The sequence below is a fragment of the Bradyrhizobium sp. Kon69 genome (assembly GCF_055807515.1).
In genome coordinates this window covers 43,400-56,460 of sequence record NZ_JBVVOS010000005.1, presented here as the reverse complement: position 1 = coordinate 56,460, position 13,061 = coordinate 43,400, and the positions used below count along the sequence as shown (strand labels likewise).

Below are 13,061 nucleotides of genomic sequence, written 5' to 3'. Positions count from 1 at the left end.
ATTGCGCGCGCCGCAAATGAGGTAGTCCATGGCCAGCATCGTCAATCCCGATCCCTTCACGACACGCCCCGAGATCGAAGGCACCTTCGGGGTCGTCGCGACCACGCACTGGATCGCGACTGCTATCGGCATGGCCATCCTGGAAAAGGGCGGCAACGCCTTTGACGCCGGCGTCGCCACCGCTTTCACGCTCCAGGTGGTCGAGCCGCATCTGAACGGCCCCGGCGGCGACGTTCCGATCATCGTGCACGACGTGAAGCGCGGCCGCACCGAGGTGATCTGCGGCCAGGGTCCCGCCCCGGCCCGCGCCACCATCGCGCATTACAAGAGCGAAGGCCTCGACATGGTGCCTGGCACCGGCCTGCTCGCGGCCTGCGTCCCCGGCACCTTCGAATCCTGGATGATGCTGCTGCGTGACTACGGCACGATGCGCGTGCGCGACGTGCTGGAGCCCGCGATCTCCTATGCGCGCGACGGCTATCCGCTGGTCGAGCGCGCCTGCGCCACGATCCAGACCGTCGAGCAATTATTCCGCAAGCATTGGCCGACGTCAGCCGCCGTCTATCTCCCGAACGGCGAAGTGCCAAAGCCCGGCACGCTCTTCACCAACAAGACGCTTGCGGCGACCTACGCACGAATCCTGAGCGAAGCCGAGAGCGGCGGCGGCGGCCGCGACGCCGAGATCGAGCGCGCACGCAAGGCGTGGTCGCAGGGCTTCGTCGCGGAAGCCATCGACAAATTCTGCCGGACGCAGGACGTGATGGACGTCAGCGGCTCGCCGCATCGCGGCGTGCTGTCGGCCGATGACATGGCGCGCTGGCAGCCGACGGTCGAGACCCCGCTCACCTACGATTATGGCCGCTACACTGTCTGCAAGGCCGGGGTCTGGAGCCAGGGTCCGGTAACGCTGCAGCAGCTCGCGCTGCTGAAGGGCTTTGCGCTCGATGGGCTCGACCCGACCGGGCCGGAATTCATCCATCTCCAGATCGAATGCGCCAAGCTCGCCTTCGCCGACCGCGAGAAATTCTACGGCGATCCTGAGTTCAGCGAGATCCCGATCGGAACGCTGCTGTCGGATGCCTACAACAACGAGCGCCGCAAGCTCGTCACCGACAAGGCCTCGCTCGATCTCCGGCCCGGTGCGATCGAGGGCTTTGGCGGCGTGGTCAAGCTGCGCCGCGCCGAGGGCCAGCGCGAGGCTGTCGGCGCGCTCGGCGCCGGCGAGCCGACGGTGGGTCGCTTCGGCGAGGTGCGCGGCGACACCGTGCATTTCGACATCATCGACAAGGCCGGCAACATGGTGTCCTCGACGCCATCAGGCGGCTGGCTGCAATCCTCTCCGATCATTCCCGAGCTCGGCTTCTGCCTCGGCAGCCGCGCGCAGATGTTCGATCTGGAGGAGAACCAACCGAGCTCGCTCGCGCCCGGCAAGCGGCCGCGCACCACGCTGTCCCCCACCATGGCATTGCGCGACGGCGAGCCTTATCTCGCCTGGGGCTCGCCCGGAGGCGACCAGCAGGACCAGTGGATCACGCAGTTCTTCCTGCGGCACGTCCATTGCAACCTCAATCTCCAGGAGGCGATCGACGCCCCGGCCTGGCACTCCGAGCATTTCCCGATCTCGTTCTGGCCCCGCACCGCGCGCCCCGGCGTGCTCGTGGTCGAGAACCGCGTGCCGAAGGCGACGATCGCGAATCTTCGCGAACGCGGACATATCGTCGAGGTCGGACCGGATTGGTCGGAAGGCCGCCTCACCGCGGCCTCGCGCGTCGGTCCGCGTCGCCGCGCCGCCGCCAATCCACGCGGCATGCAGGGCTACGCCGCAGGGCGCTAAAGGCAGCACATGACCTGGTCGATTATCGCGCGCGATTCTGCTACCGGCCAGTTTGGCATCGCCGTAGCCACGCGCTTCTTCGCCGTCGGCGCGCGAGTGCCCTACATCGCTGCGGGCCTTGGCGCCATCGCGACGCAGGCCTTCGTCAATCCTTATTACGGCATCGACGGCGTCAAGCTGCTGCGTCAGGGTCTCAACGCACACGACGCGCTGGCCGCCCTGCTCGCGACCGACGATGGCCGCGAGAGCCGCCAGGTCCACATCATGGACGCCAGCGGCGCGATTGCCGCGCATACCGGGCGCGACTGCGTCGATTGGTGCGGACACATCGCGGGCAGCGGCTTCTCGATCGCCGGCAACATGCTCGCGGGCGCCGATGTGCTCGACGAGACCGCAAAGACCTATATCGCCAATGACAGCCTGCCTTTCCCGCGCCGCCTGCTCGCCGCGATGCGCGGGGGCGAGGCCGCCGGCGGCGACAAGCGCGGCAAGCAGTCCGCCGCGCTCCTGATCCACGGCGAGGAGGAATGGCCGGCATTGGACCTGCGCGCCGACGATCATCCCGATCCGCTCGGTGAGCTCGAGCGGCTCGAACGGGTCAGCCACGAGCTCTGGGTCCACTTCCGCGCCTCCATGCCGACGCGGCAGAACCCGGCCGGCAACACCGATCGCAGCGTCATCGACGCCAGCATCGCCGCAGCGCGCGCAAGACAATCATGAACCCGAGCCCCCTCATCGAGATCAGCCATCTGCGTATTCGTTTTCACGGCGACGACGGCCGCGTCACCCACGCGGTCGACGGCGTCGATCTCAGCGTCGCCAATGGCGCGACGCTCGGCCTCGTCGGCGAATCCGGCTGCGGCAAGAGCGTGACGTCGCTGGCGATCATGGGCCTGCTGCCGAAGCAGAGCGCGGAGATCTCCGGCGCGATCCGCTTCGACGGTTTCGACCTGCTCAAGACGTCGGACCAGACGATGCGCGACCTTCGCGGCAACCGGCTCGCGATGATCTTTCAGGAGCCGATGACCTCGCTCAATCCGAGCTTCACCATCGGCGACCAGATCGTCGAGACGATTCTGCGCCATCGCGGCGGCTCGCGCAGGAGTGCGCGCGAGCGGGCGATCGATCTGCTGCGTCGCGTCCACATCCCCTCGCCCGAGCGGCGGATCGACGAATATCCGCACAAGCTCTCCGGCGGCATGCGCCAGCGCGTCATGATCGCGATGGCGCTGGCCTGCGACCCGCGGCTGCTGATCGCGGACGAGCCGACCACCGCGCTCGATGTCACCCTGCAGGCGCAGATCCTGGAGCTGATGCGCGAGTTGAAGGCGGCGAGCGGCGCGGCCATCATCCTGATCACCCACGATCTCGGCGTGGTCGCCGAAGTCTGCGACGAGGTCGCGGTGATGTATGCCGGCGAGATCGTCGAGCGCGCGCCCGTCGACGAGCTGTTCTCGACGCCGCAACATCCCTACACCGTCGGCCTGCTCGGCTCGATCCCGCGGCTCGACCATCGCGCCGAACAGCTTGCCACGATCGAGGGCATGGTTCCGAACATGGCGCAGCCGCCCGCGGGATGCCGTTTCGCCGCGCGCTGCCCGTTTGTGCTGGACGCCTGCACCAAGGCGCCGCCGCCGCTGGTCGAAGTCGGTCCCGGCCACCTCTCGCGCTGCATCCGCGCGCCGCTCGAACGTCTGGTGTCGTGATGGCGCTGCTCGAGGTCGACGGCCTGGTCAAGCATTTCGTCGCCGAGCGCTCGCTGTTCGGCCGGGCGCTGGCGCATGTCAAAGCCGTCGATGGCGTTTCCTTCTCGCTCGATGCCGGCAAGACGCTGGCGCTGGTCGGTGAATCCGGCTGCGGCAAATCCACCGTCAGCCGCCTGGTGCTGCGGCTGATCGAGCCGGATGCAGGCACAATCCGGTTCGAAGGCCGCGATCTGCTCTCGCTCGACGCCGGCGCGCTGCGCGCCTTTCGTCGCGAGGCGCAGATCATCTTTCAGGATCCCTACGCCTCGCTCAATCCGCGCATGACCGTCGGCCAGATCCTGACCGAGCCGCTGGCGCTGCATGATCTGGTGCCGCCCGCCCGGCGGCGCGAACGCGTCGAGGAGATCTTGCGGCTGGTCGGGCTGGAGCCGCGGCTGGCCCGGCGTTATCCGCACGAGTTTTCCGGCGGCCAGCGCCAGCGCATTGCCATCGCCCGCGCGCTCGCGGTCGAGCCGAAACTGATCATCTGCGATGAGCCGGTCTCGGCGCTCGACGTCTCGATCCGCTCGCAGATCCTCAATCTGCTGCGCGAGCTCCAGGACCGGCTTGGGCTGGCCTACATTTTCGTCTCGCACGACCTCGCGGTGGTCAAGCACATCGCCGACCACGTAGCGGTGATGAATCTCGGCCAGATCGTCGAGACGGCGGCGGCGGACGCGCTGTTCGCCGCACCCCGCCATCCCTATAGCCGGGCCCTGCTGTCCGCGATCCCGGTGCCTAAACCGCGGGCAAAGCGCAGCCGGATTGTGCTGCAGGGAGAGATCCCCAGCGCGCTCAATCCGCCGCCGGCATGCCGCTTCCATACCCGCTGCCCCTACGTGGTCGATCGTTGCCGCAGCGAAATGCCTCAGCTCGTGCCGGATGGCATCGGACATGCAACGGCATGCCACCGAACGTCGGAACTGCCGTCGTCCGAGGCCATCGTCCCAACGGACGGCGGCTTCTCCCCGGTTCTCGAAAAATTGGTTGCCGCCTTCAGCGGCGGCCCGGAAGCAGTCCGCGGCAGCGGGGTTAGTCCATTGGGGACGAACCCGGCATAGCCGTAAAACAGAGGTTGAGAGCGATGAGACCTATGCGTTTGGCACTCCTGGCGTCGGCATTGCTGACGTCGCTCGTGAGCGCGGCCCAAATCCAGGCCCAAGCCCAGACCACGCTTCGCATCGGCATCGGCGAGGACCCTGATATCCTCGACCCCAGCATCGGCCGCACCTATGTCGGCCGCATCGTGTTCTCCGCCTTCTGCGACAAGCTGTTCGACATCGACGAGAAGCTCAACATCGTGCCGCAGCTCGCGCTGTCCCATGAGACCTCGGCCGACGGCAAGGAGATGATCATCAAGCTCCGGCCGAACGTGAAATTCCACGACGGCGAACCGCTCGATGCAGAAGCTGCAAAGTTCTCGATCGAGCGTCACATGACGCTGCCGGGTTCGTTCCGCAAGTCCGAGCTCGCCAGCGTCGACCATGTCGAGGTCGTCGATCCCCTGACCATCAAGCTGGTGCTCAAGACGCCTTACTCGCCCCTGATCGCCCAGCTGACCGACCGCTCCGGCATGATGGTGTCGCCGAAGGCCGCCAAGGAAGCTGGCGACAAGTTTGGCCTGCATCCGGTCTGCGCCGGTCCCTACAAATTCGTCGAGCGCGTACAACAGGACCGCATGGTGTTCGAGAGATTCGCCGACTACTGGAACAAGGACAACATCCATATCGACCGCGTGGTGTTCCTGCCGATCGTGGACGCCACGGTGCGCCTTGCCAACCTGAAGTCCGGCGGACTCGATCTGATCGAGCGCGTGCTCGCCACCGACATCAAGGACGTCCGCGCCGACCCCAAGCTGGTGCTGTCGACCGCGCCTGAGCTGGGCTATCTCGGCCTGACTATCAATATTGGCAACGACAAAGCCAAGGGGCCGCTGAGCCAATCGGCGAAAGTCCGCCAGGCGCTCGATCTGTCGATCGATCGCGAGGCGATCAACCAGGTCGTGTTCAACGGCGAGTTCACCCCCGGCAATCAATGGGTCAGCCCGACGCATCCCTACTACCAGAAGGCATTCCCCCTTCACGGTCGCGACATCGCAAAGGCGAAGGCGCTGTTGAAGGAGGCTGGCGTCAGCCTGCCCGTCACGGTCGACTACATGGTGCCGAAGGGGACCGAGTACGAGGCCGTCGCCCAGGTCGTGCAGTCCATGGCGGCCGAAGCAGGTTTCGACATCAGGGTCCGCGTCGTCGAATTCGCGACCACCTTCAAGCAGGCCCAGGCCGGCGAGTTCCAGATCTTCCAGATCAACTGGAGCGGCCGCATCGACCCCGATGGCAACTCCTATATCTTCATGCGCAGCAAGGCACCGCAGAACGATGGCGTCTATTCGAATCCGGAGACCGATAAGCTGCTGGAAGAAGGAAGGCTGACCGCCAATGTCGCGGAGCGCAAGGCGATCTACGAAAAGATGGCCAAGATCCTGCTCGACGATTTGCCGATCATCTACATCTACCACCGCACGCTTCTGATTGCGCACACGACCAAGCTCCAGGGTTACAGGCAGATGCCCGACGGGCTGGTGCGCGTGGTCGGGCTGAAGTTCAAGTGAGCGTGGCATCGCCTGACAACCGGCCGGCGCCATGCTGAACTTTCTCGCCCGACGCATCGCGCAGATCGTGCCGACACTGTTCTTCGTGTCGTTGCTGATCTTCTCGCTCCAGCAATTGTTGCCGGGTGATCCGGCACTGGTGATGGCCGGCGAGGAGCGTGATCCCGCGGCAATCGAACAGATCCGCCATCAATACCGGCTCGATCAGCCGATCCCCGTGCAGTACGTCTATTGGCTCAAGGGCGTTCTATCAGGCAATTTCGGTGAATCGCTGCGCAACAAGATGCCGGTGCGCGAGCTGATCGCGCAGAAGCTGCCGGTGACGCTCCAGCTCGGCTCGATGGCAATGTTGATCGCCCTCCTGATCGGCATTCCCGCCGGCATCGTCTCCGCCGTGAAAAGGGGCACCGTCTGGGACTATGGCGCCAATTTGTTTGCGCTGTGGGGCATCTCGACGCCGAATTTTTGGCTCGGCATCATGCTCATTTTCCTGTTCTCGATCGAACTCGGCTGGCTGCCGGCGTCCGGCTACGTGCCGCTGACCGAGAACTGGCGTGCGAGCCTCGCCGCCACCATCATGCCGGCCTTCGTGCTCGGCAACGCGATTTCGGCGGTCCTGATGCGGCACACCCGGAGTGCCATGCTGCAGGTGCTGGAAAGCGACTATGTCCGCACCGCGCGCGCCAAGGGATTGTCCGAACGCTCGGTCATCCTCAAGCACGCCATGCGCAACGCACTCACGCCGATCATCACGCTCGGTGCGCTCGAGCTCGGCACGCTGTTGTCGGGGGCGGTCCTGACCGAGCAGATCTTCTCCATTCCCGGCTTCGGAAAACTGATCGTGGACGCCGTGTTCAACCGCGACTACGCGGTGGTACAGGGCGTCGTTCTGGTGACGGCGACCGTCTACATCACGCTGAACCTGGTTGCCGACGTCGCCTACATCCTCGTCAATCCGCGGCTGCGGGGCTAGACTCATGACCGATGCCGCCCTGCCCGCCGCTGCTCCTATCGTGCAAGCTGACGAGCTGGACAGCCCGGCGCGGCGCGCCCGGCGCCGCTTGTTCAAACGCAAGGCCGCAGTGTTCGGACTTGTCATGATCACGTTGTTCGTCGGGATCGCGCTGCTCGCGCCGCTCGTCGTGCCCTACGATCCCATCGCGACGAGCTGGAGCCTGGTCCGCAAGCCGCCCACTGCGGCGCACTGGTTCGGCACCGACGAGCTCGGCCGCGACATCCTGAGCCGCGTCGTCTACGGCGCCCGCGCGTCGCTGCTCGCGGGCCTCATCTCGGTCGCGATCGCGCTGGGCGTCGGCGTCCCGCTCGGCCTGCTTGCCGGCTATCGCGGCGGCTTCGTCGATGCGCTGATCAGCCGGATGACCGACGCGATGCTGGCCTGCCCGTTCCTGATCCTGGCGATCGCGCTCGCCGCATTCCTCGGCCCGAGCCTCGGCAACGCCATGATCGCGATCGGCATCTCGGCAACCCCGATCTTCATCCGCCTGACCCGCGGCCAGGTGTTGAACGTCAAGGCCGAGGATTATGTCGAGGCGGCGCGCGCGCTCGGCAATCCGCCGTGGCGGATCGCGTTCTCGCACATCCTGCCGAACATCCTGCCGGCGCTGCTGGTGCAGGCGACGCTGTCGATTGCGGCCGCCATCATCGCCGAAGCTGCGCTGTCCTTCCTGGGCCTGGGCCAGCAGCCGCCGGCGCCATCCTGGGGCAGCATGCTCAACGCAGCGCAGCGCTTCCTCACCCAAGCGCCCTGGATGGCGCTCTGGCCGGGGCTTGCGATCTTCCTCGTGGTGCTGTCGCTGAACCTGCTCGGGGACGGCCTGCGCGACGCGCTCGATCCGCGCCAGCGCTAGATCACGGTCTCGCGCATCACGCGGCGGCAATCCATCTCGTATTCGAGATCGACGACCGGGGGCCGGGCATAGTGCCAGGTCAGGCCGGACCGCAACGCCCCGCGGCGGACGAGCTCGTCGACCAGCGCGTGGTGGAAGTCGTGCACGGAATAGGCTTGCACGCCGGTCGTGTCCTTCCAGCCGAAGCCGAAGGCCGTCATCCTGTTCTCCATCTGGGACGTCGTCGTGAAGCGCACCTTCTCGCGAAGCCCTTCCGGGCTGAGGTCGCGGTAGCGCACGGTGCGCTCGACATAGGTCCCATTGCCCTCGCGCGCCTCGGCGCCGCCTGATATCACGAAGCTCGGCGTCTTCGAGACTGTCGGCCGCGTGAAGGAGAACGCGTAGAACGACGGCTCGGCCGGTGGATCGATCTCGGGACAGACATTGCTGCGCGCCACCGGATTGGCGGTGCCGTCGAAGATGCGCCATTCGGACAGCGTCTTCACATAGTGCAGGTTGAACGCGCGAAAGCCTTCCTCGCTGAAGGCCGCGGGCGAGCGCAGTTCGCAGGCGCAGAACGCCGTCAGCGGCCGCCCCGCCTCCTGAATATACTTCGCGGCAAGCGCAAACCCCTCCGCGAGCGGCACCAGCCGGTCGAAGCGGACGCGCTCGATCTCGTAGCCGTCGTCCGCGGCCGCACCGGCCGAATACTGGAATACTGACGGAATGAAACGGTAATTGCCGGCGGAGAATTCACCAATCATATCGGACTCCTATTCCAGTTGCATGCGAATGCCCTTGTCGCCATTAAGCAGGCGCTTCAGGTGAAAGCCGGCCAGGGAATCGTCGGCATGCATGCCGACCAGCGCGGCGAAGGCCGGCATGGCTGCGGCATCACCGGCCTCCATCTTGGCAAAAGCCTTGGAATACAGCGCCGTTTCCGGCGCAGCGAATTGGGCCGGTGTCAGCGGCTCGAACGCGCGCAACGGTTCGCTGCGTCCACGCAGCATCAGTTCCCCGACGGGACGACCCCGAAAATTCTCAGCCGCCTCGGCGATGCCGGCACTGACGCAAATGCGCGTGCCCAGATGCTTGTTCGCGGCTTCCAGTCGCGCCGCGATGTTGATGGAGTCGCCATAGGCGGTGTAGTCGAAAAACCGGTTGCCGCCGAAATTTCCGACCAGGGCCGGCCCGGCGTGAATGCCGATGCGGGTGGTGCCGAAATTCACGCCTCTCGCCTTCCAACGCGCGGAAAACTCCTCCGCCCAGGCGTCGAGATCGTGTGCGCAGGCGACTGCGCGTGTCGCATAGTCGGGCTGATCGCCGGGCGCGTTGAAGAGCACCTGGATCGCATCGCCGATGATCTTGGCGACAGTCCCCTCGTGCGCGAAGACAACCTCGGTCATGCCGCCGACATACTCGTTGAGAAGCGCGCCCAGCGTCTCCGGCGGCGCACTCTCGACCAGCGAGGTGAAGCCGGTAATATCCGTGAAGATGGTCGCGACGTCGCGCCACTGCACTTCGATCCCCTCGCTCTCACCACTGGCCGCCAGACGCTTGGCGAGCTCGGGCGAAAAATGACGCGAGAGCGCGGCATGGGCGCGCTCTGCTTCCGCCTGGCGGCCTCGCATCTCACGCAGCATTTCGATATGGCGGATAGTCTTCTGGATCGTCATCTCCAGGTCCGCGAAGTCAATCGGTTTGGTCAGGAAGTCGAACGCACCGCGGTTCATCGCAGTGCGGATGTTGCTCATGTCGCCATAGGCCGACACGATAATGGTGGACTTCTTGTCTTCGGCTTCCTGGAGCTTCGCCAGCAGCGACAGCCCGTCCATCCTGGGCATGTTGATGTCGGAGACCACCATGTCGACATGCGGGTTCTGCTCGAGTGACTGCAGCGCTTCGAGGCCGTCGCGCGCGAACATGATCGTTACCGACCCGTCGCGAATCTGCCTGCGAAATTTTTGCAGGACCAACGCCTCGAGATCCGGCTCGTCGTCGACGAAGAGGATGGTCGCGGTCATGCGGCTTGCCCGAGCCTCGTGTCGATTTCCTGCCGCAGCAGCGCGAAATCGATCGGCTTGGTGAGAAGTCCGACTGCGCCGCGCTCGATCGCCTTCCGGCGCGTCTCGGCGTCGCCATAGGCGGTGATCATGATGACGGGAACGTCCGGATGCGCATCACGCACCTTCGGCAGCATGTCGAGCCCGCTCATGCCGGGCATGTTGATGTCGGACAGAATCAGGATCAACGAGGGATCGCGAACCTCGGCGGCGAGCTTCAGCGCTTCGGGCGCGGACGGCGCGAATTCCATCTGGAAGCGGCCGGCGCGCAAATCGCGCCGGAACTGCTGCCGGAACAGCGCCTCGACGTCGGGCTCGTCATCGACGACCAGGATGTAAACGTTCAACTCTTGCCTCCGGAAGTGTCGCCCGCCGCCATCATGCGCGGCAGGCTGATGATGAATTCGGTGAACACACCGGACTCGGTGTTCACGTCGATCGTGCCGCCGTGCTGATTCACGACGATGTCATGACTCATGGAAAGGCCGAGCCCGGTGCCTTCGCCGGCCGGCTTGGTGGTGAAGAAGGGATTGAACATCTTCTCCTTCACCTCGGACGAGATGCCGGTGCCGTTGTCGCGAATGCGGATCTCGACCCTGTCGCCGAAAGTTCTGGTTGCCGCGCACAGGGTGGGCTCGAAGGCGTCTGGGGCGCTCTCCTTGCGCTGGGCAGTGGCGTAGAAGCCGTTCGAGATCAGATTGAGGAAGACGCGCGTAATCTCCTGTGGATAGATATCGACCATGCCTGCGGCGGGGTCGAAGCCGCGCTCGATCGTGACGTTGAAGCCAGGCTTCTCGGCGCGCGCGCCGTGATAGGCGAGGTTGAGGCTTTCCTCGACGATGGCATTGATGTCCGCCGGACGGTGCTCGCCTGAGCCTTCGCGCGAATGCAAGAGCATGTTCCTGACGATGGAGTCGGCGCGCTTGCCGTGCTGCACAATCTTCTCGAGATTGCTCTTGAGCATGCCAGTCAGCTCCTCGACCTCCTCTTTTGTCGTGCCGTCGAGCGAGGCCGCTTGCAAGGCCTCGTTGAGCTCGTCGATCAGCTCGGTCGAGACCGCCGAGAAATTGTTGACGAAATTGAGCGGGTTCTTGATCTCGTGCGCGATCCCCGCCGTGAGCTGGCCGAGGGACGCCAGCTTCTCGGTCTGGATCAGACGGTCCTGCGCGGTGCGAAGATCGTCGAGGGATTGCGACAGCTCCGTCGTACGCTTGCGCAACTCGTTCAGCAGCCGCGTATTCTCGATTGCAATGACGGCTTGCTTCGTGAAGTTCTCAACCAACGCGATTTGCTTGTCGGTGAACGGCCGGACCTCCTTGCGATAAACCGCGACGGTTCCGATTAGCTCGCTGTCCCTCATCATGGGCACGATGACGATCGTGCGGGCGCCGGCAACGTCGGAGATTCCACGAATGGTCGGACCTCCGGCCAGATAGGCCGGAGTTTGTTGCACATCGTGAACGTGGACAACCTGACGTGTCCTGACGACCTCAGCAAGCGCGCTCTCCGGATGAGGACGGATCGCCATATCTTTCCGCGAAGCCGCGAACGCGGGCGGCACATTGTAATCCGCAGCAATCGTGAAACTCTCACCATTCCACAAATTCATCACGCCGAAACTCGCGCCACAGACGCGTGTGGCATTCTCGAGCATCTTGTTGAACACCGGCGCGAGTTCGCCCGGAGACGAGCTGATGACCTGCAACACTTCCGACGTAGCCGTTTGTTGCTCGAGCGACTCGGTCAACTCGGCCGTTCTCACCTCGACCTTTTTCTCCAGGTCTGCATACGATTCCTGCAGGCGCTCGCCCATGTGGTTGAACTGGTCTGCGAGACCCTCGAGCTCGTCACCGGTTCTGATCGAGATGCGCTGGGAGAAATCGCCGCTGCCGATGCGCTCGGCGCCGCTCCGCAGCGCCTGGATCGGACCGACCATGCGGCGCGCGAGGAATATCCCGGCAAGCACCGCGAAGGTCGACGCCGCGAGCAGCACGAATGCAAGCCGTTCCAACGCGGCATAGAGCGCCGCATAGGCCTCCTCGACCGGGAGCTCGACGAACATGGTCCAGTGCAGCGGCGCGATCGGGGCCGACGCGGTCAGCACCTTCCGTCCCTGGAGATTGCGCGCTTCGGAAAGCGCGTCGAGCGTGGCGCTGCCTCCGGCAAGTGCGGCGCGCACCTGGGTGAGACCAGACATGTCGGTGTTGCGCAGGACCAGGCTGATATCGGGGTGCGCGATCAGGCGTCCCTCCGGGCCGACCACGTAGGCGTGTCCATGCTCGCCGACCTTGATCTGGGATACAACGTCCCAGATCAGCTTGAGATTGACTTCCGCGATGCTGACGCCGGCATCCTTGCGCGACCCGGCCTGCGCCAGGGTCATGTACGGCTCGGACTCCCTGCGGAAATAGACCGGACCGTAAAAAACCTTGTGCGCGACCGCCTCGGTGAACTTCGGATCGTCCGACAGGTCGATGCCGCTGTCGATTGCGTCCATGGCGAGCCGCGAGACCCGCAGCCGCTCCCTGCCGGTCGCATCGACCTGGGCGAGCTCGGTGACCGCGGGGACCTGGCGCAGCAGCCGCAGCGCATCGAAGCGGCGCTGCTCGATCGAACCCACCGACCAGGGCAGCTGCGTGGTCCAGCCGAGCTGGCTCTCGATCTCCTTGACGAACTGACCGATCTTGGCCGCGGCTGCCTCGGCCTGTTCATGCTGGACCCGGATCAGCGCGGCCTTGTGCTCGCGATAATAGAAGAGGACCTCGAACAGCCCGTTGGCCAGCAGCGCGATCGCGACGACAGCCACGAACAGCGCCACATATTTCGTGAAGAGCCGGCTCCTGATCCCCTGCCCTGGCGTCGTGCCGGACGCGACGGCAACCGGCGACGCGCTTGGCAGCGTCCTGGCTTGCGGGGTGTCGGGGTGGAGGGAAAGGCTCATCCCGCCGAACCTAGCAAGAAGAC

At 65.1% G+C, this 13,061-nt stretch carries 11 protein-coding genes; 7 read left to right on the top strand and 4 right to left on the bottom strand.

Annotated features, from left to right (window positions below):
* Positions 1 to 28 precede the first annotated feature (28 nt).
* From AC0L3U_RS08545 to AC0L3U_RS08515, 7 genes are read left to right on the top strand one after another with little or no spacing between them, the layout of a single operon-like run.
* Positions 29 to 1,834 (top strand): gamma-glutamyltransferase family protein, encoded by a 1,806-nt coding sequence (locus tag AC0L3U_RS08545; RefSeq protein ID WP_473361409.1) that lies wholly within the window; start codon positions 29 to 31, stop codon positions 1,832 to 1,834.
* A 9-nt stretch (positions 1,835 to 1,843) separates the two neighbouring features.
* Entirely contained in the window at positions 1,844 to 2,554 is a 711-nt protein-coding gene (locus AC0L3U_RS08540) for a DUF1028 domain-containing protein (RefSeq protein WP_473361408.1), read from the top strand.
* Positions 2,551 to 3,540, top strand: coding sequence for an ABC transporter ATP-binding protein (locus AC0L3U_RS08535; protein WP_473361407.1), 990 nt, complete (start codon positions 2,551 to 2,553; stop codon positions 3,538 to 3,540). The genes AC0L3U_RS08540 and AC0L3U_RS08535 overlap by 4 nt, the downstream gene beginning before the upstream one ends.
* Positions 3,540 to 4,640 (top strand): ABC transporter ATP-binding protein, encoded by a 1,101-nt coding sequence (locus AC0L3U_RS08530; protein ID WP_473361406.1) that lies wholly within the window; start codon positions 3,540 to 3,542, stop codon positions 4,638 to 4,640. Before AC0L3U_RS08535 ends, AC0L3U_RS08530 begins: the two co-directional genes overlap by 1 nt.
* 23 nt (positions 4,641 to 4,663) lie before the next feature.
* A complete protein-coding gene (locus AC0L3U_RS08525) occupies positions 4,664 to 6,187 on the top strand; it encodes an ABC transporter substrate-binding protein (RefSeq protein WP_473361405.1) in 1,524 nt (507 codons plus the stop codon).
* Positions 6,188 to 6,218: 31 nt separating this feature from the next.
* Positions 6,219 to 7,160: an ABC transporter permease gene (locus tag AC0L3U_RS08520; RefSeq protein ID WP_456765330.1), complete on the top strand. Its 942-nt coding sequence runs from the start codon at positions 6,219 to 6,221 to the stop codon at positions 7,158 to 7,160.
* A gap of 4 nt (positions 7,161 to 7,164) precedes the next feature.
* Complete coding sequence (locus AC0L3U_RS08515; protein ID WP_473361404.1) at positions 7,165 to 8,055, top strand: ABC transporter permease; 891 nt, start codon at positions 7,165 to 7,167, stop codon at positions 8,053 to 8,055.
* Here the strand turns inward: AC0L3U_RS08515 and cnbZ are convergent.
* Genes cnbZ through AC0L3U_RS08495 form a run of 4 tightly spaced genes read right to left on the bottom strand, consistent with a single transcriptional unit; the run spans position 8,052 to position 13,038 of the window.
* The gene (gene cnbZ / locus AC0L3U_RS08510) at positions 8,052 to 8,798 is read right to left on the bottom strand and encodes a 2-amino-5-chloromuconate deaminase CnbZ (protein WP_473361403.1); all 747 of its coding nucleotides are present in this window, start codon (positions 8,796 to 8,798) and stop codon (positions 8,052 to 8,054) included. The two genes, AC0L3U_RS08515 and cnbZ, sit on opposite strands and share 4 nt — an antisense overlap.
* 9 nt (positions 8,799 to 8,807) lie before the next feature.
* The gene (locus tag AC0L3U_RS08505) at positions 8,808 to 10,058 is read right to left on the bottom strand and encodes an adenylate/guanylate cyclase domain-containing protein (protein ID WP_473361402.1); all 1,251 of its coding nucleotides are present in this window, start codon (positions 10,056 to 10,058) and stop codon (positions 8,808 to 8,810) included.
* Positions 10,055 to 10,444 carry a response regulator gene (locus AC0L3U_RS08500; protein ID WP_473361401.1) on the bottom strand — a complete coding sequence of 130 codons (390 nt, stop codon included), beginning with the start codon at positions 10,442 to 10,444 and terminating at the stop codon, positions 10,055 to 10,057. Before AC0L3U_RS08500 ends, AC0L3U_RS08505 begins: the two co-directional genes overlap by 4 nt.
* A complete protein-coding gene (locus tag AC0L3U_RS08495) occupies positions 10,441 to 13,038 on the bottom strand; it encodes an ATP-binding protein (RefSeq protein WP_473361400.1) in 2,598 nt (865 codons plus the stop codon). The genes AC0L3U_RS08500 and AC0L3U_RS08495 overlap by 4 nt, the downstream gene beginning before the upstream one ends.
* Between the last annotated feature and the right edge of the window lie 23 nt (positions 13,039 to 13,061).

Bases quoted from the DNA above. Each gene is read 5' to 3' on its own strand.
- AC0L3U_RS08525 (WP_473361405.1), top strand. From the start codon at position 4,664: ATGAGACCTATGCGTTTGGCACTCCTGGCGTCGGCATTGCTGACGTCG.
- AC0L3U_RS08545 (WP_473361409.1), top strand. From the start codon at position 29: ATGGCCAGCATCGTCAATCCCGATCCCTTCACGACACGCCCCGAGATC.
- AC0L3U_RS08540 (WP_473361408.1), top strand. From the start codon at position 1,844: ATGACCTGGTCGATTATCGCGCGCGATTCTGCTACCGGCCAGTTTGGC.
- AC0L3U_RS08505 (WP_473361402.1), bottom strand. From the start codon at position 10,058: ATGACCGCGACCATCCTCTTCGTCGACGACGAGCCGGATCTCGAGGCG.
- AC0L3U_RS08530 (WP_473361406.1), top strand. From the start codon at position 3,540: ATGGCGCTGCTCGAGGTCGACGGCCTGGTCAAGCATTTCGTCGCCGAG.
- AC0L3U_RS08520 (WP_456765330.1), top strand. From the start codon at position 6,219: ATGCTGAACTTTCTCGCCCGACGCATCGCGCAGATCGTGCCGACACTG.
- AC0L3U_RS08515 (WP_473361404.1), top strand. From the start codon at position 7,165: ATGACCGATGCCGCCCTGCCCGCCGCTGCTCCTATCGTGCAAGCTGAC.
- AC0L3U_RS08535 (WP_473361407.1), top strand. From the start codon at position 2,551: ATGAACCCGAGCCCCCTCATCGAGATCAGCCATCTGCGTATTCGTTTT.
- AC0L3U_RS08495 (WP_473361400.1), bottom strand. From the start codon at position 13,038: ATGAGCCTTTCCCTCCACCCCGACACCCCGCAAGCCAGGACGCTGCCA.
- cnbZ (WP_473361403.1), bottom strand. From the start codon at position 8,798: ATGATTGGTGAATTCTCCGCCGGCAATTACCGTTTCATTCCGTCAGTA.